The 25349-nt window shown below is 42.6% G+C and carries 16 protein-coding genes; 6 read left to right on the top strand and 10 right to left on the bottom strand.

The genetic code is table 11. From position 1 onward, the window contains the following. The first annotated feature begins 298 nt into the window (after positions 1–298). The 3 genes from ABWT76_RS29840 to ABWT76_RS29850 all read left to right on the top strand — a co-directional run bounded on the left by ABWT76_RS29840 (position 299) and on the right by ABWT76_RS29850 (position 6257). Positions 299–3436: a UPF0182 family protein gene (locus ABWT76_RS29840; protein WP_354635390.1), complete on the top strand. Its 3138-nt coding sequence runs from the start codon at positions 299–301 to the stop codon at positions 3434–3436. Positions 3437–3603: 167 nt separating this feature from the next. Beyond that, on the top strand, positions 3604–5196 hold the full coding sequence (locus tag ABWT76_RS29845; protein ID WP_197285341.1) for a glucose-6-phosphate isomerase: 1593 nt from the start codon (positions 3604–3606) through the stop codon (positions 5194–5196). Positions 5197–5540: 344 nt separating this feature from the next. Next, entirely contained in the window at positions 5541–6257 is a 717-nt protein-coding gene (locus ABWT76_RS29850; protein WP_054467900.1) for a response regulator transcription factor, read from the top strand. A gap of 271 nt (positions 6258–6528) precedes the next feature. On the opposite strand, the gene ABWT76_RS29855 is transcribed toward ABWT76_RS29850, so the two are convergent. Together ABWT76_RS29855 and ABWT76_RS29860 are read right to left on the bottom strand one after the other, a co-directional pair. Continuing rightward, complete coding sequence (locus ABWT76_RS29855) at positions 6529–8040, bottom strand: hypothetical protein (RefSeq protein ID WP_354635391.1); 1512 nt, start codon at positions 8038–8040, stop codon at positions 6529–6531. Positions 8041–8180: 140 nt separating this feature from the next. Next, complete coding sequence (locus ABWT76_RS29860; RefSeq protein ID WP_354635392.1) at positions 8181–9548, bottom strand: tetratricopeptide repeat protein; 1368 nt, start codon at positions 9546–9548, stop codon at positions 8181–8183. A 355-nt stretch (positions 9549–9903) separates the two neighbouring features. On the opposite strand from ABWT76_RS29860, the gene ABWT76_RS29865 reads away from it, so the two are divergent. Beyond that, a complete protein-coding gene (locus ABWT76_RS29865) occupies positions 9904–13218 on the top strand; it encodes an alpha-mannosidase (RefSeq protein WP_354635393.1) in 3315 nt (1104 codons plus the stop codon). A gap of 93 nt (positions 13219–13311) precedes the next feature. Here the strand turns inward: ABWT76_RS29865 and ABWT76_RS29870 are convergent, their stop codons facing one another. From ABWT76_RS29870 to ABWT76_RS29890, 5 genes are all read right to left on the bottom strand, one after another. Continuing rightward, positions 13312–16455, bottom strand: a complete 3144-nt coding sequence (locus ABWT76_RS29870; protein ID WP_354635394.1) for a PAS domain S-box protein — start codon at positions 16453–16455, stop codon at positions 13312–13314. A gap of 295 nt (positions 16456–16750) precedes the next feature. Further along, complete coding sequence (locus ABWT76_RS29875; RefSeq protein WP_354635395.1) at positions 16751–16888, bottom strand: hypothetical protein; 138 nt, start codon at positions 16886–16888, stop codon at positions 16751–16753. Between the two features lie 84 nt (positions 16889–16972). Then, complete coding sequence (locus ABWT76_RS29880; RefSeq protein WP_082348941.1) at positions 16973–18451, bottom strand: DUF3370 domain-containing protein; 1479 nt, start codon at positions 18449–18451, stop codon at positions 16973–16975. A 41-nt stretch (positions 18452–18492) separates the two neighbouring features. Next, positions 18493–19218 carry an NlpC/P60 family protein gene (locus ABWT76_RS29885; protein WP_354635396.1) on the bottom strand — a complete coding sequence of 242 codons (726 nt, stop codon included), beginning with the start codon at positions 19216–19218 and terminating at the stop codon, positions 18493–18495. A 221-nt stretch (positions 19219–19439) separates the two neighbouring features. Further along, positions 19440–20999, bottom strand: coding sequence for a gamma-glutamyltransferase family protein (locus ABWT76_RS29890; protein ID WP_354635397.1), 1560 nt, complete (start codon positions 20997–20999; stop codon positions 19440–19442). A gap of 299 nt (positions 21000–21298) precedes the next feature. Between ABWT76_RS29890 and ABWT76_RS29895 the strand changes: the two genes are divergently transcribed. Next, complete coding sequence (locus ABWT76_RS29895) at positions 21299–21874, top strand: HD family hydrolase (protein ID WP_054467886.1); 576 nt, start codon at positions 21299–21301, stop codon at positions 21872–21874. Positions 21875–21919: 45 nt separating this feature from the next. On the opposite strand, the gene ABWT76_RS29900 is transcribed toward ABWT76_RS29895, so the two are convergent. Next, positions 21920–22279, bottom strand: coding sequence for a helix-turn-helix domain-containing protein (locus ABWT76_RS29900; protein ID WP_054467884.1), 360 nt, complete (start codon positions 22277–22279; stop codon positions 21920–21922). A 440-nt stretch (positions 22280–22719) separates the two neighbouring features. On the opposite strand from ABWT76_RS29900, the gene ABWT76_RS29905 reads away from it, so the two are divergent. Next, positions 22720–22929: a hypothetical protein gene (locus ABWT76_RS29905; RefSeq protein ID WP_354635398.1), complete on the top strand. Its 210-nt coding sequence runs from the start codon at positions 22720–22722 to the stop codon at positions 22927–22929. Here ABWT76_RS29905 and ABWT76_RS29910 read toward each other — a convergent pair. Further along, positions 22926–23639 carry a hypothetical protein gene (locus tag ABWT76_RS29910; protein ID WP_354635399.1) on the bottom strand — a complete coding sequence of 238 codons (714 nt, stop codon included), beginning with the start codon at positions 23637–23639 and terminating at the stop codon, positions 22926–22928. The genes ABWT76_RS29905 and ABWT76_RS29910 overlap by 4 nt on opposite strands. A 148-nt stretch (positions 23640–23787) precedes the next feature. Next, positions 23788–25242 carry a CIA30 family protein gene (locus ABWT76_RS29915; RefSeq protein ID WP_054467878.1) on the bottom strand — a complete coding sequence of 485 codons (1455 nt, stop codon included), beginning with the start codon at positions 25240–25242 and terminating at the stop codon, positions 23788–23790. Positions 25243–25349: the final 107 nt, after the last annotated feature.

Genomic DNA, 25349 nt, shown 5'->3' on the forward strand with positions numbered 1-25349 from the left:
TTCATTTTAAAAAAATCGCGAAATTGCTATTCGCGGCTAGTAAATGAAATAAATACTCAATTTACGATTGGGACATAGCAGCACAAAACCTCCAACCTCCTTGATCTCTCCTAGTTTATCAATGAGGTTGGCGGTTATAATTTAATTTGAGGCTATAATTTAAATTGTAAGATTTATGGTGTGGGGGTTTTTGTTGGTTATGAATGATTCGGAAACTGCCCAGACACCAACAATTAACAATTAAAAATTAAGAAGTTAAAAAGTACAATTAACACTTTAAAAAGTACAATTATACATCATGGTTTTCTGGTTTTGGAAACGAGTTTTTTCGTTCATTATTTTGATATTAGGAATTTGGTTAACCTTTGATATTTTTGCCTGGATTATTACCGAAAATCTCTGGTTTCAGGAAATTGGTTATTATCGGGCTTTTTGGTTAAGGTTTATTACCCGTACTATTGTTTTTTTCTTGGTTTTTGCTGTTAGTATGACTTTTCTATGGGGCAATTTACAGATTGCTCATCGGCTGAAATCTGAACATATTACTCTAGAAAAACGTTCTAAACAATTGATACAATCAACGGTAGAAGCGACGGGAATAGAAATTAATTATGTCGAGTTTCAATTGAGGCTGCGATCGCTTTTGCCGATTGTGATTGGATTAGCGGTAATAGTCGAGTTAATGGTCTTATACTACGGTCAAGCTGCCGCGAAATATTGGCAACTGCCTGGGGGTTTGCCGTTGATGTATTCTTCAGCCCCCCGTGGTTTTGATATCCAAGTAATCTGGCAGATGATTGGGTCAATGGATGCCCCATATTGGCCGAAAATTTTAGGCTTATTTATCGGGGCAACTTTGCTGCTGTTTTATCCTCAAACCCTTTGGGCGATCGCGGCTTTTTTGAGTCTTTGTTTTGGTTTTGTCCTTTCTAATCATTGGGAAAAATTTTGGTTACTAGCTAAAGGTATATCGTTTAATGTTACCGATCCTTTGTTTCATAAAGATATTAGCTTTTATATCTTTAGGCTGCCTTTTTGGGAACTGCTAGAGTTTTGGCTAAAAGGCTTATTAATTGCGGCGGTTGTTGTGGTATTTATTGACTATTTACTGGCAAATAATAGCTTGAGTGATGGCCGTTTTTCTGGTTTTTCTCTAAAAGAACGCAGCCATATATATCGATTAATTAGCTTACTAATGGCCTGTATTGCGGGAAATTATTGGTTGTCTTGTTATCGCTTACTTTACTCTCACCGTGGGGTAAATTATGGCGCCAGTTTCACCGATGTGAAAGCTCAACTACCGGCATATATTATATTAAGTCTTGGCGCTAGTGCGATCGCGATTTTTCTGTTAATAATCACCAATACATTTAAATTTAGCAAATTACAGCTAATTACTCTCGGCAAATCTAGCAGCAAATCCCTAGAATATAACCCAAAAAAATCGTTGAAAAAAACAGGATTAAATTTGGATAAAATAAGTAATTTTTATGGCCAAAAAAATCGTTATAAAATATCAACATTTAACAGCACAACCTCCAGCCTCCCAAAGCTGAGATATGCCATATTTGCCTATCTTTTAGTCATGGTTGTAGCTGAATATCTTTGGCCATCAGGAATACAGCGGTTTATGGTTCAACCCAACGAACTGGAGAGAGAAACTCCCTATATTCAGAGGAGTATTGCTTTTACTCGTCAGGGTTTTGGCTTAGATAATATTGAAACGCGAACCTTTGAACCAGAAGGAAAATTGACCTACAATGATATTAAAAATAATGACCTGACAATTCGCAATATTCGCCTGTGGGACAGTCGTCCTTTACTACAAACCAATCGGCAGTTACAACAAATTCGTCTATATTATAAATTCTTCGATGCGGACATTGACCGCTACACTCTGAAAAAAGAAGCACCCAGTGTTCAAGGGCTGACCACAGAAAAACAACAAGTCTTAATTTCGGCTCGCGAATTAGACTACAGCGCGGTTCCCGAAGCGGCGAACACCTGGGTAAACGAACATCTCGTTTATACCCACGGTTATGGGTTTACTCTTTCCCCTGTGAATACCGTTGGTCCAGGAGGTTTACCGGATTATTTTGTCAAAGATATTGGGGTCGGTACTGGGGATAACCAAGGACTTTTAGGCACTTCTAGCGAACGAATTCGCGCCAGTATTCCCATTAGTCATCCTCGGATTTATTACGGTGAATTAACCGATACTTATGTCATGGCACCGAGTCTGGTACGCGAGCTAGATTATCCCAGTGGTGATGAGAATGTTTATAATACTTATGATGGCAGTGGTGGGGTGTCTCTTAATTCTTGGTGGCGCCGGTTGGTGTTTGCTCAGTATTTGAAAAATTGGCAGATGGTTTTTACCAAGAATTTTACCCCGGAAACTAAAGTGTTATTTCGGCGGACGATTCAGGAAAGAGTTCAGTTAATTGCCCCTTTTTTAAAATATGACAATGACCCCTATTTGGTGGTGGCAAACACTAGCTTATTCCAGGGTCAAAATGGCACTGGTGAACCGAACCGTCCAGGGTCAACGGTTAATAATTATTTGTATTGGATTATTGACGCTTATACCACGAGCGATCGCTATCCTTATTCCCAACCGGGAGAAGAAGGCTTTAACTATATCCGCAACTCGGTAAAAGTGGTGATTGATGCTTACAATGGATCGGTTGGTTTCTATGTCGCCGATCCGACCGATCCAATTATCTCCACTTGGCAAGATATTTTTCCGGGGTTATTTCAACCCTTAGAGGAGATGCCATTAGCTTTGCGGGTGCATCTTCGTTATCCAGAAGATTTGTTTACGATCCAATCCCAACGCCTGCTGATCTACCACATGACCGACCCCCAGGTTTTTTATAACCGGGAAGACCAGTGGCAAATTCCTCAAGAAGTTTACGGCAATGAACGGCAGCTACTACAGCCCTATTATCTGATTATGAAACTGCCGACCCAAGACTCAGAAGAGTTTATCTTGCTCAATCCCTTTACTCCTACCAGTCGGAATAATTTAATCGGCTGGTTAGCCGGTCGTGCGGATAATGACAATTATGGCAAATTACTGCTGTATCAATTTCCTAAACAGCGGTTAATCTATGGTCCCGAACAAGTGGAAGCCCGGATTAATCAAGATCCGGTGATTTCCCAACAAATTTCTCTGTGGAGTCGGCAGGGTTCTCGGGCAATTCAAGGCAATTTATTGGTGATTCCCATTGAACAATCTCTGTTGTATGTAGAGCCATTGTATTTGGAAGCTGAACAAAATAGTCTGCCAATTTTAGCGAGGGTCATTGTGGTGTATGAAAATCAAATTGTGATGGCAGAAAGTCTGGAGGAGGCACTCAAGGCAGTGTTTGACCCGAAAAGTTCTTCCTCAACCACTATTATCAGACCTGTGGAACAACCAGAACTTCCTTAGTTTGTGTTATTTGTCTTTTAACGAATAACGAATAACAAATAACCAACAATAAATAACCAATAATAAATAAACCCTGTAGCCCCAGAATTGGCAAATCTCTATCTAGCGAGGTCTTAGATAGATAAACTGTTGTGATGAGGATTATATAAGTTGAGTTTTGTATGGATATCAGTGCAGTGGATTTGTGGCAACGATATCAAGAGTGGCTGTATTTTCACTCTGGATTAGGTTTGTACCTGGATATCAGCCGGATGCGGTTTGATGATGCTTTTGTGGCGAAGATGCAGCCGGAGTTTGAACGGGCATTTGTCCAAATGGCAGAGTTGGAACGGGGGGCGATCGCGAATCCCGATGAAAACCGGATGGTGGGTCATTATTGGTTACGCAACCCTGACTTAGCCCCGACCCCAGAACTGAAACAGGATATTATTCAGACTTTAGAGGCGATCGAGGCTTTTGTCGCGAAAGTGCATTCCGGGGAAATTCATCCCCCCAATCAGCCCAAATTTACTGATGTGCTGTCGATTGGGATTGGGGGTTCCGCCCTGGGGCCGGAGTTTGTGGCGGAAGCCTTGGAACCGGATCAGGCACCGATGAAGATTCACTTTATCGATAATAGTGACCCGACAGGAATTGATAAAGTCGTGAAATCCCTGGAAGATCGACTCTCTAGCACTCTGGTGATCATCATCTCCAAGTCTGGGGGCACCCCGGAAACCCGCAATGGGATGTTAGAAATTGAGTATGCTTTTACGCAGCGCAACCTGAATTTTGCCCAACAAGCGATCGCTATTACCGGAGTGGACAGCAACCTCGATCGCCATGCCAAGTCCCAAGGCTGGTTAGCCACCTTCCCAATGGAAGACTGGGTAGGAGGACGAACCTCGGAACTGTCCGCCGTGGGCTTACTTCCTGCCGCTTTACAAGGAATCGACATTCGCGAAATGCTGGCTGGGGCGAAAGAAATGGACATCGCCACCCGTACCCCGAACCTGAAAGACAATCCTGCTGCCTTATTAGCCCTCTCTTGGTACTTTGCGGGCAATGGACGCGGGGAAAAAGATATGGTGGTTTTGCCCTACAAAGATAGTTTGCTTTTATTTAGCCGCTATCTGCAACAACTGGTAATGGAATCTTTGGGCAAAGAAAAAGACCTAGATGGCAATATTGTTTACCAGGGAATTGCCGTTTATGGCAATAAAGGGTCTACGGATCAACACGCTTATGTGCAACAGTTGCGCGAAGGGGTGCCCAATTTCTTTATGACCTTGATTGAAGTCTTAGAAGACCGTCAAGGCCCCAGTATGGAAATCGAACCCAATGTCACTTGTGGCGATTATTTATCCGGCTTTTTAATGGGAACTCGCGCTGCTTTGTTTGAAAATGGCCGAGACTCCATTACTCTGACCATCCCCCAGGTGAACCCGCGCACCGTTGGGGCGTTGATTGCCCTGTATGAACGGGCTGTAGGATTGTATGCTTTTTTGGTGAATATCAATGCTTATCATCAACCAGGGGTAGAAGCAGGGAAAAAAGCCGCCGCCAGCATTTTGGCGCTGCAAAAACAGGTGTTGGCAGTGCTGCACCAAGAAACCGCCCCTCTGTCTTTGGAGGCGATCGCTGCTAAAGCTGGTGCCAGCGATCAAATTGAAATCGTCTATAAAATCCTCCGGCATTTGGCAGCTAACGATCGGGGTGTTGTTTTACAAGGCGATTTCGCGAAACCATCTAGCCTCACCGCGATGATTTCCGCTAGTTAGTTGTTAGTTGGTTGTTGGTTGTTGTTGGTTAATTGTTGTTTGTTGGTTGTTGTTTGTTGGTTGTTATTTGAAAATCGGATAACCAATAGCCAACAACTAACAACTAATAACCAACAACTAACAACTAATAACCAATAACCAGAGAGAGAATAGAGGAGAGAGAAGAGAGAAGAGTGAATATCTTTACTCTTTCCTCTTTACTCTTTACTCTTTACTCTTTCCTCTTTCCTCTTTCCTCTTTCCTCTTTCCTCTTTACTATTTCCTCTTTACTCTTTACTCTTTACTCTTTCCTCTTTCCTCTTTTCTCCCCCTACACCCCACACCCCACACCCCTTGACTATCCATGTCTCTGATAATTCTTGTTGTTGATGACGATCCGGCAATTTGTTTGTCGATTAGTGACTATCTTCACGGTTCTGGTTATGCGGTAATCCGGGCAGAAAATGGCCGAGATGCGCTGATTTTAGTGGAAAAATATCGGCCACATTTACTGATTACGGATATTATTATGCCGGGGATGGATGGTTATGAATTGATTAAAAAAATTCGGGAACAACCTTTTTTTAGATTATTGCCGGTGATTTTATTAACCAGTAAAACTAAGACCGAGGAAAGAATTTTAGGGTATCAAGTTGGTTGTGATGTTTATTTGCCCAAACCGTTTGAGTTGCCAGAGTTGGGGGCGGTGGTTCGCAATTTGTTGGAGCGATCGCAGCTAATTAACGCTGAAAAAGATTTTTCTGTTTATCTAGCTTCTCAAGTGGATTCCCGCTTTCGCGGGAATGACAAGCTTGTGTCGGCAGATCGCCCAGTTTCCGATGCCAAAAATTTAACCGTTGATTCCAGAAAAATCGCCCCTTTAGAGATTGATTTAACTCACCGGGAACAAGAAGTTTTAAGTTTCTTAACTTGGGGATTATCCAATGCAAAAATAGGCGATAAAATGCACCTGAGTTCTCGCACCGTTGAAAAGTATGTGAGTAGTTTATTGAGAAAAACATCCACTTGTAATCGTGCGGAACTGGTACGATTTGCGATCGCCCATCAATTAGTTGATTAATAATTGTTTTTGGTTGGGGTGTGGGGTGTGGGGTGTGGGGTGTGGGGGAAGAGAAGTGAAAAGTCGTAGGGGCTTTCTGGCCATTCGCCCGTACAAAAGTCGTAGGGGCGAATGGCCAGAAAGCCCGTACAAGTGAAAAGTTATGCATAAATATCACTATTCACTATTCACTATTCACTATTCACTATTCACTATTCACTCTTCCCCACACCCCACACCCTACACCCTACACGACGGCGGCTTCCCCCTACACCCTGTTAGTTGTTAGTTGTTATTTTGAGCTAAATAATGAATCACGAGTCACTAATAACCAATCACGAACAACTAAGAATATTTTTTCTAGGCGCAACATCACCCAATCGATCGCCTCAAGTACCACTTGCAAGGGATGTTTAACATAGCCAACGGAGACAACCTTGGTTTCAATATAATCCCGTCCGGTTTCCGGTTCTCCCATTCCGGTAACGGGAGTTTCAGTTTGGGTCAGAGTCGAGGTGGTTTCAGCGGTAGCAGGATCCTTCAGGGTCAGTTGATGGCTTGCTCGTGAATGCGCGATCGCCTCAATTTTTCCCCAGTTTTCTGCCACCGTTTGGCCAACTTTCTGGATCGTGGTGGTGGCTACTGTTGCCACGGTTAATGGCAGGAATGCAGCCGTGTTTTTTAGGGTGTAGGGTGTAGGGTGTAGGGTGTAGGGTGTAGGGTGTAGAGCCGCCGTCGAGAGAGAAAGCTCCTCTGCTCCTCTGCTCCCCCGCTCCTCTGCTCCCATGCTCCCCTGGTTCGGGGAATTCACCGTCGGAATATGAACTAAAGCGTTCACTTTGCCAAACCATTCGGTGATGGTGGTGCGAATAACTGCTTCACTTTTTTGTACTACTTGCACCAGTTGCGGCAATGGGTTTTCGGCTAAGTCGGAGGCTGATGCTGGGACGAATGTTTGAGTTTGAGCCGTTTGGTTTGCTGAGGCAGCCTTTGCCAGAGTCGCACTGCTGGGTTCAGCCCATAAATCGCGGGTTAAATCTTCATCTTCTAAATTGAGGGGATAGTCTCCCTGCCACATATACCAATTTTTGACAGGTTCCCAGAAGGATCGCGTGTTGTCCACCACCGCATCAGTCATCTCTTGCCACTGGGGAAACTGTCCCGCTTCTAACTGGGCTACGGTGCGTTCGCGAAGCGTTGCGGATGCAATATCGATGGATTTTAAGAATGATGAGTCTTCGGTCTGGGGCGCTTGAGTCGCCTTTAAACCGGCACCAATGCCCATGTTTTCCCCGGAAAGATTTTGCGCGGTTGCGGCAGTGGGGGGCAGATGTTTTAATTTTGATTCTTTAAACAGATTCACTTTGACCGCCACAGTGCTGGTTTCCATCCAGTTGATCAGCTTGTGAAATAGCCGAGTCAAGGGGGGATCGTTTGGTTTATCCGTCAAAGGCGGTAAGGGCAGATCCGCTTCACTTTCGCTAACCGTGGCAAGCGCTGTTTCTGGCTGCTTGGTCGGTTGGGACTTAGGCGGTGACTGAACTTTGGCCACGGCAGATGACCGTGGCTTGCTTCCGGGCAACCCAGGCCGTTTTTGACTGACGGTTTGCTGTAGCTGTTTGCCCACCAGTCGCCCGGTTTGAAACATGGCATACAGGGGATACATCAACAACTGAACTGTCCAGATCGTTGTGGTTTGGACTTGTCGCGCTGCTTGTCCCATGCGATCGGATAGCTGTTGGGACTTTTCCAGTAGGAGGTTGAGGAATCGGCTTTGGTAACGGCCCGTAGAAGCAGAAGACATGGCATTGGCTCAAAATTCTTCCTTATATTAAAGCAAAATTTTGCCCTGAATGCCAATATGATTCGTTGTTCTTGGTTATTGGTGATTTTAACAGCAAGTAACCAATAACCAATAACCAATAACCAATAACTAATAACCAGTTAATTTTGATTTCCGGGAATAGCCGCAGATTTAATTGACTGAATCAGTCCCTCGCGATCGCAAGACTGGGCGACTTTTTGCGTTGCTAACTCGTGATCCAGACCGCCAGTAATGCCACTGGTATCAACGCAAGAGGCGAGTTCCCGTTGGCTGTTCTGGACAAACCATCGATATTCATTGACGGTTTCGGGACGGGCATAATCCAGACATTCAAGCCAATATTTTTCCGCTTCTGACATCTTTTTCTGTTCCGTGAGGGCTTCTCCCAAGAAACAATAAGCCATACCCCCACCAATTTGTTCTTCAGTAATTTGATCGTCAATAGCGATCGCCTGTCTCAACTCTCTCTCCGCTGCGGGATAGTTCTTTTGCGCCAACAATGCCCAACCCAAATTGCGGTGCAATTGATATTCGATTTGTGGATCATTTTTCACCCTTTGCAGACCTGCCCGCAGCAATGTCTCCGCCAGATCGAACTTGGATTGCTGAATATAGACCCGCCCGATAGAGTTGAAGCCTTCGGGGTTGCCATTAACCACTGCGTTTTTATACTGTACCAGGGCTTTGTCTAATTCCCCTGTGCTTTCGTAAACTTTCCCCAAAGGAACATAAAACTTGGAATCTTCCGAATTGAGTTGAATCGCCTGAAGTAATTTTTCCTCAGTATGGGCCAAGTTACCCGCATCATATTCCGCAACGGCTTTTTTATAAAGGTAATTGGGTAAACTACGGTGGATACCATAGACCGAAAGCAACAGCAGCATGGCGAACCCACAACTCACCTCACTGTGCCACTTTGAAGGAACACCCATTTTGTGCAGCAGTTTGGCGACCTGTTGATGTCCGTCGGCGGTCAGCGCCCCTTTACCAATCAAGGCGATCCCTGTCCCTTGGGCAATGGTTCCGAATGCCTCGGTGACACCTAAACCACCGATCGCAAAAGCCTGAAGGGTGATAAACAAATAGCTACCGGCTAAACCCAAAGCCCCAGTGGTGATGACATTCCACACCCAGTCAAAGCGATCCCACGGGTCAATTTCCGGTGGTAATTCAAAAAACCACCACCAGGCTGAAGGATCGGGGTTGAGGGGTTCGCGAAATTGCTCCAAGTTGACCGCACGGGCGATCGCTTCTCCTTGCTGTTTCAATCGCCGATCCAATTGGATCAACGAGATGAACGCGATCGCTGATAATTTGGTTTTATCTGGGAGTAATTGCTGCACCGCATCTCGTGCCAGCAGCACTTTAACCGCTTCGATTTCTGACAGATTCGGGGCTGCGGATTCAAGCTCGTTTAAGGCTGCCTGATAAGACTCAATTGCCCCGTCTAAATCCGTGGTAGGCTTATGATTACTTTCAGTCATCATGTTTGATTGATGATAAATGGTATTTCTTTCTTTAGAAGAATAAGTTTATTCTAATTAGTTTGATCCACATTGACAATCCCAATAAGCTGATTTTTCAGAAAATATGTTTATACGGTTGCTAATTTTCCAAAAATGCAGCATTAAGCGTGTGGGGCGACCCCTGGGGGATCGCCTTACACCCTTAATGTTGTATAAATTTTTGTTGGTAAAAATTATTTATTAGTAAGTGACTGATTGATCCTAAAAGCTATTTTTTATTTTTAAAAATTCATTTAGTGTGATATAATTGAGTCATATGATTGGTAAAATGTTCATGCCAAACAAGAATAATCGATAACCAATAAACCTAAAAATTATGATCGAGACACAAACTACAGAAAATCAAGAAAATTTAGATGTTATAGAAGCGATCGCGCATTTGCGGCAGTTAACCCAAGTAAATCTGCAAAATCACTGGCATTATTGCCAGGAAAATTTAGATATTTCCCAAGTTAATCACTTCCCCAACGGGGATTTAGGGCATAATTGGCCGATCGCCGAGTTAAATGAAAAAGCACATATTGCTTGGTCAGCCAAAAAAGAAGTAATTTGGCTGACTCAAACCATCGCCATTCCCCCGGATTTACAAGGATATCCTTTAGCGGGTTTTAGCTTGCGGTTGGCTTTGCTTTGGTGGGCAGAAGATGCTCAGGTTTTTGCCAATGGCGAACTGCTACAATCCGGGGATTTATTTGATTGTAATGTGATAATTTTGGTCAGTCAAACAGTGGTTCCCGGTGAAAAAATTACCCTAACTTTACGGTTGGTCAGTCCCGGACACGACCCAGGGGCTTTGGTGCGATCGCAGTTAATTTATCAACCCGCAGATCCCCAGGAAATTGACCCAGGTTTTGTGGCCGATGAACTGACAATTTTATGGAAATATCTGCAAAATTATGCCCCGGATTCACAGGAATTAATTCACCTATTTAAACAGCAAATTCATTTAATTAACTGGTCAGCAGTTCACCACCGAGAAACCTTTAATCAATCTTTAGGTTTAATCCGAGAAAACCTGCGATCGCTCCTTTCACAAATTCCCAATATTCCCCATAAAATATCACTCCTAGGCCATGCCCATTTAGACATGGCTTGGTTATGGCCAATTAGTGAAACTTGGACAGCAGCCCAACGGACTTTTACCTCAGTCTTAAACCTGATGAAAGAATTCCCCGACTTAACCTTTGGTCATTCCACTGCTGCCCTATATGAATGGATAGAAACCCATCGTCCTGACCTATTTTTGGCAATTCAAAAACAAGTCAAAGCCGGACGTTGGGAAATTCTCGCGGGCTTATGGGTGGAACCGGAATTAAATATTATTTCTGGAGAATCTATTGTCCGGCAATTACTCTATGGTCAGCGCTATTGTTTAGCCAAATTTGGTCAATTAGCGCCGGTTGCTTGGTTGCCGGATACCTTTGGTTTTTGTTGGCAACTGCCCCAACTCTTGACCCAAGGAGGTATTCAATATTTTGTCACCCAAAAACTGCGCTGGAACGATACTACCGAGTTTCCCTATAGTCTTTTCTGGTGGGAATCCCCCGACGGTAGCCGCATTTTCAGCCTGATGTCTGCCCCGATTGGTAAAGATATTCAGCCGGTAGAAATGGCCGAATATGCGATGGATTGGCAGCAGAAAACTGGCATAAATCACGCCCTTTGGTTGCCCGGAGTGGGCGACCACGGCGGCGGCCCCACTCGTGAGATGTTAGAAGTGGCTGAAAAATGGCAATATTCTCCATTTATACCACAATTAGATTGTACCACATCTGAGGCATATTTGCAACAGTTATCTCAAGAAAAAATCAGCAAAAATTTACCGATTTGGCAAAATGAACTCTATTTAGAATTTCACCGAGGTTGCTATACCACTTATGGGCGACAAAAACAATGGAATCGCCGCTGTGAACGGTTATTATATGAAGCGGAATTGTTTAGCAGTTTAGCCCAAATTATTGGTGATTTGCCTTATCCCAAAGCTGAGTTAGAAACCGCTTGGAAACAGGTACTTTTTAATCAATTTCACGATATTTTACCCGGTTCCTCAATTCCCGAAGTGTATGAGGAAGTTAATCAGAGTTGGCAAAAGGCTGAACGAGTGGCAAAGAATATATTAGACCGGGCTTTAAAGGCGATATTGCATCAAATTGACTTGCCTCAACCTCCGAGGGTTGATGCCAAACTGATTGTTATTTTTAATTCCCTAAACTGGTCTCGTTCTGAGGTATTGGCGGTCGATTTAACCACTATTTCCGCAGCGGGAAAATCCTGGAAAGTTTACGATCGCGCTGGGGAAGAAGTGCGATCGCAGCTTACGGAAAACTCCCTGTTATTTTATGCAGCGGATATTTCTTCCATTGGTTATAATACTTTTTGGTTAGTGGGTGATATTAATCCCGATATTCCCGATAGTGTGAACCAGCCCGTAGGGGCGAAGCATTCGCGGATGAATCTCCCAGATCAAGTGAAAACTTATTTACGCGAATGCTTCGCCCCTACAAATTTTGACAAAAATAATCAGGATTTACCGTTAATTCTAGAAAACGATCTGCTGCGAGTCATCGTTGACCCAGAAACGGGGAATCTGCAAAGTATTTTTGATAAAGTTAATCAACGAGAAATCCTCAGCGATGCCGGAAATAAACTGCAAGCATTTCAAGATAGCGGTCAATATTGGGATGCTTGGAATATTGACCCAAATTATGCCGAACATCCCTTAAATCCGCCGGTTTTAAAGGCAATTTTCTGGGAAGAATATGGGCCAATTCAATGGCGTCTACGGGTGATTCGGGAGTTAGAAAATTCCGAGTTTGTCCAAGACTATATTTTACAGATTCATTCACCAATTTTAAAAATAGCGACCAGCGTCGATTGGCAGACTCCTCATGTGATGGTTAAGGCGGCATTTCCTTTAAATGTTACAGCGGATATGGCTACTTATGAGATGCCTTGTGGGGCGATCGCCCGTTCCACGAACCCTCAGACTCCAGCGGAAAAAGCCCAATGGGAAGTTCCCGGTTTACATTGGGCAGATTTAACCGAAAATATGCCTAAAATGCCTAAAATTGCTTCAGAAACGGTTGCCCATCAAGAAGAAAAAGACACTTATGGAGTCAGCTTATTAAATGACTGTAAATATGGCTATGATGCCCAACCGAATCAATTACGGTTAACCCTGTTGCGGGGGTCAACTTGGCCCGACCCCAATGCGGACTTTTATCACCATAAATTTACTTATGGAATTTATCCTCATGGGGGCAGTTGGCAGCAGGCAAAAACTGTCCGACGGGGTTATGAGTTTAATCAACCGTTGTTGGTGCAGTTGTTCGATCATTTCCCAGAATTACACTCACCGATTTCGGAGAAAAAATTGCCTAGTAAAGGTTCTTTTTTGGACTTATCTGCCGAAAATTTAATTTTGATGGCATTTAAAACCACGGAAGATAATTATGAGGCTAAACAATGGATTTTACGGTGTTATGAATGTCACGGACAAGCCACGGAAATTCAGTTAGAAAGTGATTTGGGTTTAAAGATTGACGGTTCGGTGGATTTATTAGAACAAGCGACTCCTTCAGTAAATCTGGACATTTTCCCTTGGCAAGTGAGGACTTTTCGCATAGTCTAAAGAGTTAAAAGAGTTATCGGCGATCGGTTATTGGTTATGCCTGATTCTGGTTTTTTATCAAATAACCAATAACCAAAAATTAATCCCCAGAAATTAATCAACTGCCGGGAGCGTAAAATAAAAAGTTGATCCTGCCCCTACTTGAGATTGTACCCAAATTTCACCCCGATGTCTTTGGACAATTTTTTTACAAATGGCTAAACCAATACCTGTACCGGGATATTCTTCGCGAGTATGGAGTCGTTGAAATATGGTAAAAATTCGCTCAAAAAACTCTGGGGCAATGCCAATGCCATTATCGCTGACCGCAAAGCGCCAATAATTTTCTATGCGCGTCGCGGAAATATGAATAATCGGCGATCGCTCAGTCCGATATTTAATCCCATTGACAATTAAATTTTGGAATAATTGAACAAGCTGAGTGTGATCGCCGAGCACCACGGGCAAAGGTTCGTGATTGATAATAGCATCATTCAGAAAAATGGTTAAATTCAGGTTTTCCAGGACAAGATTCAAGACAGCTTCACATTCCACTTGCCCTAATTCGTTTTTTTGACTGCCTAGACGAGAAAATTCTAGCAAATCTTCAATTAATTGCTGCATTCGTTGGGCTGCTTTGACCACAAATTGAATATATTTATCTGCTTTTTCATCGAGTTTACCTAAGTAACGACGAGAGATTAATTGACTATAGCTGGTAATAATTCTTAAAGGCTCTTGTAAATCGTGAGAAGCCACATAAGCAAATTGTTCAAGTTCGGCATTAAAACGGGCTAATTCTATTGCGTGTTGCGCTAACTGTTCCTGGGCACGTTTGCGATCGCTAATATCGGTATAAATGTACACAAAACCAACAATTTTGCCGGTTTCATCTTTAATCGCATCGGCACGTAATAAAATATCTAAAAAATCTCGATGATGAGTTTGCATTTTCACTTCTCCCCGCCAAGATACCCCTTGTTTAATTGTGTCAAACACTGAGGTGCATAGGGAAGAATCAGCATAAAGAATATTCAGCCCTTTGTGCGAAATCAGTGGCGCTAATTCATAGCCAAATAGCTTGATAAATGCTGGGTTAATATAAATTGGATTTCCCGATAAATCTGTGATGGCGATCGCATCTGAGGTACTTGCCACCGCTTTACTGAGACGCAAAAGTTTTTGCTGATTTTTTTTCTGTTCTGTAATATCGATTCCTGCGCCGAGAATTTGTTTAGGTAAGCCATTGGCATCGCGCAAAAATAAAGTTTCTTCACATTGAAAATTGCGCCAAACTCCCTCAGCATCTTGGATCCGCATTTCCGTTTGCAAAATCTCGCCATCTTTTACCGATTCCCAACGTTTTTTCAGATTAATTTCTGAGAGACTATCTTCAGGATGCAATAAGGTTAATAACAGGGGGCCTGCTTGTTCTATTTCCTGAATTTTCGCCAAATCATATCCTAAAATTTCTGATATTTGAGAATTAAAATAAGTATTTTTTTGTTCGACTAAATCGTAAATATATATGAGAACTGGCACTGTATCAGTAATTTTTTGAATAAATCGCTGGCTATCGATCAAGGCTTGACCCGTACTCACGAGATCGCTAATATCTCGCACGAAAGCAAACATCAGCTTTTCGTTGCCTAACTGAGTCACGGTCACGCTCAGTTCTACATGAATAATTGCTCCATCAGATCGGCGATACTTACTTTTTAAGCGCTCGGAAATCTTGGGAGGTTTCTTAGAAAAATTACCCGGATGCTTTACGGGACTCGGAAAACAAATTGCCTGGATATGCTTGCGGATTTCTTCTGGAGTATCCAGGGCTAATAAATCTTGAACTTTCATGCCCAGCAATTTATCTTCTGAATATTGCATGATATCCATAAATGCTGAATTCACTTTTAAGATATTCCCTTGAGCATCAAAGCGGAAAAAGCCATCCATTGTGGTTTGCAAAATTAATTGATTCCATTGCATCTGTTGTTGCACTGCCCGTTCCGCTTGTTTGCGATCGCTAATATCCCGGACAATGGCTAAAACTTGATGCTTCAGAAATACCGCCATGCGGACTTCATAATCGCGAATTTGATGATTTACGGGTAACTGATATTCTAAAAGTTGAGTTGTCTGATTTTTTAATGTTTGTTGAATTAATTTAATCACTTTTTTTGCCAAATTTTCTGGCAAGACATTGGTAATTTTTTTGCCAATAAACTGATTGAGTGTGACAAAGAGATGAAATTGTTTGGCCGGAATAAATTCTAAAAAAATTCCCTCTCGATCCATACAAAATAGGGCGTCGGGTATGGCCGCTAAAATTGCTTTTTTTCTCGCTTCACTTTCTGCCAGCGCTCTTTCCGCTGCCTGACGGTGGGTAATATCCCGATAAGCACTGAGAAATAAATTGCGATCGCCGTCTCGCACCAAGGAAGTAGACACTAATAAAGTTTTTTCTTGGCCTGTTTTAGTTTTAATTATAGTTTCTCGATGAATATTTTTACCACTTTCTATGATTTTTTTGAACCCGGTCATGGCTTTTTTATATTCACGAGGTTCTGGATAGAGTCGAGCCAGAAAATTTTCACAACTGTTGGCTTCTGATTTCGTATATCCAGTAATTTCTTCCATTTTCGAGTTAAATAATTCAAACTTCCCGGTTTCCTCTCCAAAGGTAATACCTTCGGCAACGGTTTCCAGAATCGCCATCAAGCGTTCAACGGTGTTTTGGATTTCGACTTCAGTCCGCTGCCGCTCAATAATTTGTTTCTCCAGTTGTAAATTAGCTAGTTTAAGCTGTTCGGTCCTTAAATGAACCACTTTTTCTAATTCTTGCCGGCTATGTTTTAATTCAGTTTTTACCTGCTCAACTTGGCTAATATCTCGCAAAAATAATAAAAACAGTTCTTTGGCTAAAGTAATCTTTTTAATTTTAATTTCTACCCAATGATGATTGCCAAATTTATCTAAAATATTACCAGAAAAATGGTTACACTCTAGAGCCAAGCTTTCTGGTTTTTTAGCAGCCAGAATTAATTCCTCTAACAAACCAGCTTCAATCAGTTGAGTAATCTGACTAATTTGATTAATTTCTGAGGCTGAATAGCCAAATATTTCCGTTATATTTCCCGCTGAATAAATAATATCTCCTAATGGATCGCAAATAAATATGACATCACTAATATGATTGAGAATAATCGATAATACTTCTCCATTCAAGGGTGTATCTGATTTGTTAAAATGATTCAACATAGATGTTTTTTATTATTTTGGTTGCTCAGAATTTATTAAACAAGCAGATAAAAAAAATTAAATGATGTTACAGACAAAAATTTACGGATAGGGAAGGTCGGATCGGCAAATCGACAATTAAAAATATATTTTACAGAATTTCACAAAATTTCACAGAATTTCACAAAATTTCACAAAATTTCACAAAATTTCACAATCGATGATTTGCCGATCGCCTCTGACCCGACTTCCATCCCTCTGACTCTTCCCCGCGCTTTGATTCCGACGACTAATCCAATTGTTCGGATCGTCCGGTTTAGGGGCTATCGATCGATGACCCCGGCAATAACTGCACAGTTAAGGTAAGATTCGATCGCTCAATTTTGCCAATTCCAGCAATATTTTGCTGACTGAATGCCAAGACTGTGCAGAAATCGCTCATTTTTGCAGTCATCTCCCTAACTCCGATGCTAAAAACCTGGAACAGATTTTTTTATTCTAATCACAGATTTTTTTATTCTCATCATCGTTAATCTTATTATAGGGTTCTGATGGTCAAAACTTGGGGCGGGGTTGCATCTGGAGGATAGCGAAAATCCACCCGAACGCTTCGGGTTTCTCCAGGGGCTAAATTAACGGTGAATAAAGGATCTAAGACTTGTCCACGACGATGCCATAAATGCACATAGCGCGTTACAGATGGGGTTATTTGTTCCGCAGTTTCATCGGCATACCGTATCCGTACCGTTCCGCGAAAATACGGAAAGTCCCACGGAGGTTGCCGGAAAATTAAACCCCCTTGAGACAATCGTTCTTCTTTTTGGGGAGTTTCTAAGGTAATGCTGACAGTTTGGGGTTGATTAGTTCGATTAGATAACGGTAAAGTTAGGTCATAGTGAGTGCCATAGTTCCCATGAGATTCATAAGCGGTATCGGGGTAACGGACTAATAATTTAGCTGATTGAATTTGCCCTGTACCCATACTACCAGCCCGGACGGTACTAATGACATAGGAAAATGCTTGTCCCTGGTTAGGAATTGTTAAATATTGTTTCCCAGGATCGACAATATTTGCCTGCCATTTAGACCCTTGTTGGACTCCAGCCACTCGACTATAAATCAGTTGCCCACCTACTTGATCTGGAGGGGTTGGTGTTTTGTCTCTGGGTTGGGCTAATCCCCCATTATTTAATAGGGTTTGCCATTCTTGAAGGGTGGGTGGGCGTTCGCGAAGCGGCGCGGATGCGCTATCGCTGCCATCGGGATTTTTCTTGGCATACATGGCTAAACTTGCTAGATAAACTTTGCCCGAACTTTGCAACTCCATAAAGGTGGATCGCCCATTGACAATCTGGGTTAAACCTTTTACTGGAATTGCCCCATTCATTAACAGTTTACTTTGTCCCGGTGCAATGACTAATTCTGCTGGAAAATCCGGTTGTCTGACTCCCCGTAATACTTGATCCACCGCCCTAATTCCAGGCCCAGAATACACTTCTCCATTGGGATTTTCCGTCATCGGTGGCTGGAGAGCAAATGGGGCATCTGGTGACAATAAATAACTGGCGGCTGCCGATATATTTAAGCGAACATTTTCGGTTCCAGGATTATGGACAATTAGGCCAATATAGAGGGTTTGTAAATTGGGCGGCGTATGGATAAAATGGTGGGCAAATAATTCAAATTTGCCCTCAAAAGGAAAGTTGAGATGGGCTTCAGGGACTTGTTTGCCATCTGGGGAAAAAGTGGACAGTAAAATTCCCTCTTTTTTAATCCATTCTGGACTATTACTATTAAACATCGGGATATTGTCCAGTTGTCCGGGCAGCGATCGCACCTGATTTTTTTGCACAATTATTTCCGGTGCTTTGGCTGAATTTTGGGCTCTAACAGGGGCAATATCACCAGGTTTGGGGGTAATTTTCTTGAAAAAAAATAGCCCGAAGCTGCTGGCAGATAAGAGGGCGATCGCTCCCCCAATCATCAGAAATTTTTGTTGAGGTTTTTGTCGGTTCATAAAATTGATTGAATGCTATTAATTTAATCGGGCTGATTTTTTTACGGTGACAATTGCCGCCAACGTAATAAATAAACCGGAGTATTAAACCAAAAATTATGCGGTTCCGGGGTGGTGACTTCGATCGTTTTTTGGACATCAGGATCCGCTGAAATCCAAGTGCGATCGCCCAGATAAGCCAAAATATGTTCTCCATCCACAGTCACCGCCATATCCCCCGGTTTAAGGATGCTCGAATCTAACTGATTAATGCTATCGTATCTGAGCATTTTTGTGGTATAATTGCGATATTCATCTCGTAAAGCATCCGCCCCTGCATCATACCACCACATTTCAAACCCTTTTCGCACCAAAGCAGGATTTCTTGATTTAACTCCTAATTTCCAGTTTGCTTGAATTAAACCTTGACGAACTAACCCGGAACAATCAATTCCCAGTTTATTTTCTCCCCCCCAAACATAAGGAGTTCCTTGATAACGAGTCAGTTCGCGGACATAAGCGGCTGCTAAAGTATCAGGGTCAGCCGGACTACCGGGTAAAATAATTAGTAAAATAACCAATAAAGCCCAGATAAGACAAATAACCCGAATCAGCTTTTTCGCCCAGAATAAATAGAGGGAACTACCCCAAATGACGCATCCGATAATGACACTGCCTAATCGCATGATGCCATAACTGACTGGTTGACAGAGTAAGATAATGAATAATGCCCAAAGACTGCCCCATAAAATAAAAAGATGACGCCGGTTCAAAGTGAGTGGTTGCATCCTTATACCTCCAGTATGAAATTATTTCTGGTTCATTTTTGAAGAAAATCAGACAGGGCAATCCTAGCAGGACAATTATAGGAGGGGAATTCAGCCCCTAACATTCGTAGTGTGGGCAAAAATTGTCACCCACCCTACCATATATCATGGTGAATTTTTGCCCACCCTACAATATAAATACTAAGATTAATCATACATATATAAATAATTCGCCAATTGCCTTAAAATGCGATCGCCATGCCATCACTGCGGGGTTCAGATCCAGCTAAAAATACACCATTTTGTTGCAAAATCATTTGACCGCGACCAAAGAGACTTTTTTCTGGGCTGACCCTAACCCCATGTCCCCGGTCTAACAATCCTTTGACGATCGCTTCGGAGACAAAATTTTCCAGAATTACCTGATTATTTTCCAAAAAACGCCATCGAGGGGCATCTAATGCTGCTTGAAGATTTAGTTGATAATCCACTAAATTTGTCACCATTTGTAAATGACCTTGGGGTTGCATTGGTCCACCCATGACCCCAAATGGGCCAAGGGGTTGGCTATTTTCGGTGAGAAAACCGGGCATAATTGTATGTAGGGGACGCTTTCCAGGGGCAACCTGATTAGGATGTCCGGTTTCTAAAGTAAAACCACAGCCTCGGTTATGTAGAGAAATGCCAGTTTCCGGGACGACAATGCCACTGCCAAATCCCATATAATTTGATTGAATAAAAGATACCATTAAATCCCGATCTGCTGTTGCTAAATAGACCGTGCCCCCTTTGGGAAGTCCGGGTAAAGCATGGGCGATCGCTTTATGTCCAATTAAGCGCCGCCGTTCATCGGCATAATCTTTATCTAATAGCCGATGTACGGACATTTTCATGTACCGGGGGTCGGCATTATACTGATGTAAATCGGCAAAAGCCAGTTTCATAGCTTCAATTTGCAAATGATAAGAATCCACTGATTCTCGCGGATATTCACTTAAATTAAATCCTTCCAAAATATTTAACCCCATTAAAGTAGCAATTCCCGGAGTATTCGGGGGTAATTCCCAAACAGTGACTTGCCGATAGTCGGCGGCGATCGGACTTACCCAGTCCCCTTGATGTTTGCTTAAATCATCCCCAGTTAATAGACCGCCTGTTTCCGCCGCAAAGTGGCTAATTTTTGCCGCTAAATTCCCTTGATAAAAACTTTCCCCGCCCGTATTCGCAATTTCTGTTAAAGTTTGGGCGTGAAGCAGACTACCCCAAATTTCTCCAGCGGCTGGGGCGCGATTTTTGGGAAAAAATATCTCTTTAAAAGCGGTAAATTCTGTGCCTTTTTTGGTTAAATAAATCCTCTCAGCGGCTTGCCAAGCTTGGGCAGTTTCTGGAGATACGGGAAACCCTTCTGTAGCGTAGCGAATTGCCGGGGAAAATAATTGTTCAAATGGCAGTTTTCCCCATCGTTCCCATAGCATTCGCCATGCAGAAACTGCCCCCGGAACGGTGACGGGCAACCAGCCATAATGGGGGATGGTTTCTTGACCGGCAAATTTTTCTATGGTTAAGTTTTGTGGGCTTTTTCCCGACCCATTTAACCCATGAACTTTGCCATCCCAAACTAAGGCAAAAGCATCAGAACCAATGCCGTTTGCGGTTGGTTTGACCACGGTCAAGGTAATAGCCATAGCGATCGCCGCATCCACGGCATTTCCCCCCGCTAAAAGCATTTCCATACCCGCGATCGCGGCTTGGGGCTGACTGGTGGCAACGGCACCGCGTTTCCCCATAATTACTGGTCGCATTGACGGGTAAGGATATTCTGTCAGATTTCCAAATAGCATCCCATAAACCTAAGCGATTTCTTCATAGTAATTATACGCCTCGGTTCGGCAAATTTTTTTTTATGAGAAACAATCTATTTTTTGTAAATTTTTGCTAAGAATATTAATAATGTGGGGATTAATCTAACAGTCTAGACTAAAATTGGAGAAACTCCCGTGGTAGCGATCGCCTTAGCCGTAGACGCAGATTCCGGGAGGGCAGCCTATATGCTATCATCTCAACAATCAACATCGTAATTTACTCTTATGACAAACATCCTATGAACAATAAAGATACCAATAAAGATATTTTAAATTTCCTGTTTGAATTAGGACAACTCAGACGGATTAAACATGAAGGATGGCGAGTAATTGGCATTGAACATCCCGAAAGTGTAGCCGAACATTCATTACGCGCTGCCCAAATCGGTTTTATTTTGGCTAAATTGGAAAATTACCCTAATCCTGAGCAAGTTTGTACGATGATTGTGTTTCACGATATTGGGGAAGCTAGGGTGGGGGATATTCACAAATTAGCCAAACGATATATTACCGTTGATGAGGCAAAAGCAACCCAAGAACAATTAGAGATTTTGGGGAAACTGGGGGACGATCTTTTTGATTACTGGAATCAAGTAGAAACCCAAGAAACTGTGGCCGGAATCATTGCCAAAGATGCGGATTTTTTGGAACAAGCGGTGATGGCTAAAGAATATTGGGAAAGAGGCTATGTGGGCGCCCAACGTTGGATTGATAATGTGGCCAAAGCCTTACAAACTGAGTCCGCTAAACAGCTTTTGGCCAGCTTAAAAGAGGTTAATTCTTATGATTGGTGTTTAAACCTCAAATCAATGTAACCATAGTGAACCATTAAGTGATTAATTACTTATTAGTCATTTTAGTCATTTTCCGTTTTTTTGAGTACATAAATCTAGGCGTCGTAACATTCGATGAACCGTAGAAATACTAATGGTTACTCCGGCGATCGCGGCCAATTTTTCTTTAAGCTCTTGTAAAGTGGCTTCTGGGGTTTCTGCCACTAATTTTTTAAGCACTTGTAACTGTTCATCGGTCAATTTGGTGGGAGTTTGTTTCCTCCTCACCTTGGGGGCAATATTGCCCGTTTCTTTATATTGTTTAATTAGTTTTTGGATAAAGCTTAAAGCTACCCGAAATTGTCGCGCTAACTGACGTTGCGATACATTTCCTTCCGCATAAATATCGATAATTTTTTGTCTCAAGTCAACAGAATAAGGCTTCATAGTTTGAACGCTACTTAACTTTTATTGTTATATGTTATTATACCTCATTAGGCTAAAATATATACCATAACCGAATTAATAGGATGGTTTTTTTCACCACAGAGACACAGAGAAAGCAGAGGCGCGGCGGTTCGGCTTCGCTCACCGACCGAGGCGCAGAGGCGCAGAGGCGCAGAGGCGCAGAGGAGATAACAGTCAAGATATCTTTTTGTCCTCTGTTTCTGGGGGTAAAAAAGTTATAAAATATCCCAATTTTTTTGTCAAATTTATTTACAATTACCAAAATTAGTTTGAGCTTAATATTAAAGATAAAACAGGAAAAAACTGCGCCAATATATATAAGTCTTTATATAAGCCTTGCCAGCATTCGGTAAATATTCTAAAGGGGAGTAATCCCATATTTGCAGGGGCGTAGGGGCGAAGCATTCGGGCGATTAATTTTGGGTAAACATAGAGAATTTATTATCCGAATGCTTCGCCCTGACTTGGAAGAAAAGAAACCGGGTTTCTGGGGTTATCCCTGGGGGTTTAGAAACCGGGTTTCTGTGGTGAATACTAAAGTTAACGGTGAAATGCCAAAAAGAAACCCGGTTTCTGGGGTTATCCCTGGGGGTTTAGAAACCGGGTTTCTGGGTTTTTCGGACTACTAATTACCCTGGCAAATGTACCAGTGTCGATCCATTTGTTTGGAAATTCTGCCTTCTTGATGACAATTCTTGACTGATTGAATGCCGTGGCGGGTTTCGCTGTAAACTAATGGTTTATCCTCATTAAAAGGAATAAATTCTACGATTAATCCAGAGGATTCTCTATTCACAGATACACAAGTTGCGGTTAGATGTTGATAAGCAGCCGGAACCGCAAATAATGAGTCTTTGCATTGTTCGTTGTGGGTTAACTTTTCCTGCCTTACCAGTTCTACGACTTCCTGGTATTTGGCTTGATGTCTCTGAAAATATACTTGTTCTGCACTTGGCGGTGTTGAAGGTTTAAATACTAAGTATAAGCCTAGTACCATGATTACTAACGGGGCTGGATGACCATCGCGTTTAAAGGCATGACCGACTGATAAAATGAAACAAATACATCCGCCGACGATCGCTAAAATAAAGACTGGCAACAAAGGGCCTAGCAGCAGAAAGAACCCCAGCCCCTGATCCATTTGCGCGATCGCCAAGAGGAAAACGATAAAACCCAGCGTCCCCCAGAAAAGTCGCCGACCATAGCGATCGCGGGGCAATAACCACTTATTCAGGTTATGCAGCGGTTGCAGCAGCGGTTCCAGAGGGAGATTTTTTATTTTTTCGACGGGCTTTAAAGCGGTAATAATGCGGAGTTGCGGCTTCAGTCTAGCTAACATATTTGTTTTATTAATTTTTTCCTACAATTGTAACGTGCCTTCCGGAAAAAAGCTAGAGCTTTACGATTTTTTATTATTCCTTGATATTTCTTTAAAAAAAATAAAAAATGGGGTAATTTACCCCATTTGTATTCAAAATAAGTCAATTTTAAGTATCATGCTTTACCGTAGCCAAAAGACTGCCCCAATCCCCAGGGGCTTGACCATTGTCAGATTCTTTCACTTCAAAGGTGACAAAACGAGACTGCGGTTCTTGCAAGCAATTGACACAGAGTTCGGCAATATCTTCGCGACTTACTTTACCTTTAATATTGTCCCCTTGGTCAAAAATTAATCGCTTACCTCCGGGTTCTTCCGTTAAAGCACAAGGTCGAATAATTGTATAAGGCAAACCACTATTGCGAATCACCTCTTCCCCGCGTAATTTCCAGGTAAGAATTCCCCCTAATTGGTCATTTAAGCGCACTGCTGGTGGTTCTTCATCTAAATTTAACCCAGGGCGACCGGGACGAGTCACCCCGGCAGAACTAATCTGAATAAATTGAGGTAATTTCGTGCCTCCATAAGCTTTAATCGATTTGACCTGAATTTGAAACAAGCCTGGGGTAAACTTAGGATTTAAATTTCCGTCATATTCAAATTTACTTAGCATTAGTTGAAATGAGGTAATTTGACCTGGTTCAAATGGTGTAGCATCTTTTAAAGTTTTGGCGCGAAACACGGGGATCAATTCTGCAAAAGGAATTCGCACGGTAAACTCGATATTAGGCACCGTGTCAAAAGAATAGCAATAACAAATACTATCCCATTTTGTTTCATTTCGGAGAATAAATTTATACCGATTTCCGTCCCCCTTGACCCGCAAATCGATGCCAGTATAATTAGATAAGTCTAAAATTGGCTCAAAATTGCGCGATCGCACCGAAGCAAAGCCCCCAGAATTGGCGGTGGAAACATTGCCCGAAAAAATAGCGGCTTCATTACCTAGGCGAATGCCACTTTCACTCACGCCACCCATGACAATATCATCCAACGCTCCCCAAGTTTCTTGGATATCTTTGGTGGGTTGGCTGAAGTCAAAAATTACTGGTTCTTTGGCTTGATTTACCACTGCTTGTACCAGGTTTTTCATACCCTGATATTCGACAATTTCCGGCACATCTACCACTTCTGGCATATAAAATTTAATGCCTTGATAGTATTTTTCCCGATTGGGAGTATCGCCTTCTTTGGGCTGCACGCGGGTGCCCGTACAGCAAATTACCGCTTGAATATCTTTTGTCACTTGCGGGGTCAAAGTTTGCGGTAGGGTAATGTCTCCTTCCACCAGTTCCAGGCGATCGCCCAGCATTTCCTGGGCTTTTTTGCTATCCCGAACCAGCGATCGCACCTGATAACCTTGTTCTAGCAAACGTCTCACCACTCGTTTACCGACGCCCCCTGTAGCCCCCGCTACCAGAATCGTGCCTTTATTTTCCGTTGGGGCTTTTTTCGGTTGGCGTTTAAACTTATCCAGGCTACCAATAAATGGAATGACCCGGAAATAGGCCAAAGTTCGCCAAAACCTGCCTGCATCCCATTTAGCGCGATTTGTTGCGGTCACAATTGATTCCTCCTAATTTCCAGAAACCGGGCTTCTATAACAATTTTGGCTTAAATCCCCAGATTTGGGCAAGAAACCCGATTTCTTGTCTCCAAGCTAGAATTGGC

It is taken from the genome of Planktothricoides raciborskii GIHE-MW2 (assembly GCF_040564635.1).
GTDB classification, from domain to species: domain Bacteria; phylum Cyanobacteriota; class Cyanobacteriia; order Cyanobacteriales; family Laspinemataceae; genus Planktothricoides; species Planktothricoides raciborskii.

Bases quoted from the DNA above. Each gene is read 5' to 3' on its own strand.
- ABWT76_RS29900 (WP_054467884.1), bottom strand. From the start codon at position 22,279: ATGAAGCCTTATTCTGTTGACTTGAGACAAAAAATTATCGATATTTAT.
- ABWT76_RS29855 (WP_354635391.1), bottom strand. From the start codon at position 8,040: ATGTCTTCTGCTTCTACGGGCCGTTACCAAAGCCGATTCCTCAACCTC.
- ABWT76_RS29865 (WP_354635393.1), top strand. From the start codon at position 9,904: ATGATCGAGACACAAACTACAGAAAATCAAGAAAATTTAGATGTTATA.
- ABWT76_RS29910 (WP_354635399.1), bottom strand. From the start codon at position 23,639: ATGTTAGCTAGACTGAAGCCGCAACTCCGCATTATTACCGCTTTAAAG.
- ABWT76_RS29850 (WP_054467900.1), top strand. From the start codon at position 5,541: ATGTCTCTGATAATTCTTGTTGTTGATGACGATCCGGCAATTTGTTTG.
- ABWT76_RS29840 (WP_354635390.1), top strand. From the start codon at position 299: ATGGTTTTCTGGTTTTGGAAACGAGTTTTTTCGTTCATTATTTTGATA.
- ABWT76_RS29880 (WP_082348941.1), bottom strand. From the start codon at position 18,451: ATGAACCGACAAAAACCTCAACAAAAATTTCTGATGATTGGGGGAGCG.
- ABWT76_RS29870 (WP_354635394.1), bottom strand. From the start codon at position 16,455: ATGTTGAATCATTTTAACAAATCAGATACACCCTTGAATGGAGAAGTA.
- ABWT76_RS29895 (WP_054467886.1), top strand. From the start codon at position 21,299: ATGAACAATAAAGATACCAATAAAGATATTTTAAATTTCCTGTTTGAA.
- ABWT76_RS29875 (WP_354635395.1), bottom strand. From the start codon at position 16,888: ATGACTGCAAAAATGAGCGATTTCTGCACAGTCTTGGCATTCAGTCAG.
- ABWT76_RS29890 (WP_354635397.1), bottom strand. From the start codon at position 20,999: ATGCGACCAGTAATTATGGGGAAACGCGGTGCCGTTGCCACCAGTCAG.
- ABWT76_RS29860 (WP_354635392.1), bottom strand. From the start codon at position 9,548: ATGATGACTGAAAGTAATCATAAGCCTACCACGGATTTAGACGGGGCA.
- ABWT76_RS29885 (WP_354635396.1), bottom strand. From the start codon at position 19,218: ATGCAACCACTCACTTTGAACCGGCGTCATCTTTTTATTTTATGGGGC.